Annotated in this window: 1 protein-coding gene; it reads left to right on the top strand. The window is 31.1% G+C overall.

The genetic code is table 11. The annotated features are described in order from the left end of the window. The first annotated feature begins 34 nt into the window (after positions 1–34). Positions 35–529 (top strand): hypothetical protein, encoded by a 495-nt coding sequence (locus tag ACH5TX_RS00135; protein WP_439337539.1) that lies wholly within the window; start codon positions 35–37, stop codon positions 527–529. The last annotated feature ends 117 nt before the right edge of the window (positions 530–646 follow it).

Here is a 646-nt window from a genome sequence, read left to right on the forward strand (position 1 = left end):
AACCGTTGTGCCTCATTTCCAAACTGAACGCTGAATGAAAATATTTCCGACTAATAATTACGAATTTGAACTGACAAAAGAAAGTACAAAAGCATTATCGGAATTAGAAAAAAACACTCTGATAACTGACTCACTCGTATCTGAATGGACTAAAAAAGCCTTTATCGGACAAGTAAATAATAACGGATTTAAGATAATCTCATCAAAACCTGGTCGAGGAGCTTTTTGTATTTTAGACGGTAAGTTGAAATCGAAAAAAGGAACTCTTGAAATTAGGATTCATAAAGCATTTAGAATAATGCTATCACTTATCTATTTATTTCCAATTATCGGATTTACAATAGCATTATTTACAAAGGAAAAAGAGATAATAATTTCATTGATATTTCCGACTTTAATGGCATTGGTCGTTTTTCGATTTATCTTTACGGAATTAGCATTTAGAATTATCTCAAGAAACGGATTAAAAAAATTAACAGAAATAATCGGAATTAATAAACTAGAAAAAACGAGGCACAACAAAGTATAAGAAATAATGCTTAATTTTATTACTAAATCAAAAAGATAGCGCGTATTTGGTCTCTCTGATTTTCCTGCGGAAAATCCTCGGACACAAAACCGCACTATCCTTATACACAACCGTTGT

This window comes from Thalassobellus citreus (assembly GCF_044385915.1).
In the GTDB taxonomy this organism is placed as follows: domain Bacteria; phylum Bacteroidota; class Bacteroidia; order Flavobacteriales; family Flavobacteriaceae; genus Thalassobellus; species Thalassobellus citreus.

Excerpts from the sequence above, each read along its gene's own strand:
- ACH5TX_RS00135 (WP_439337539.1), top strand. The coding sequence starts at position 35 with ATGAAAATATTTCCGACTAATAATTACGAATTTGAACTGACAAAAGAA.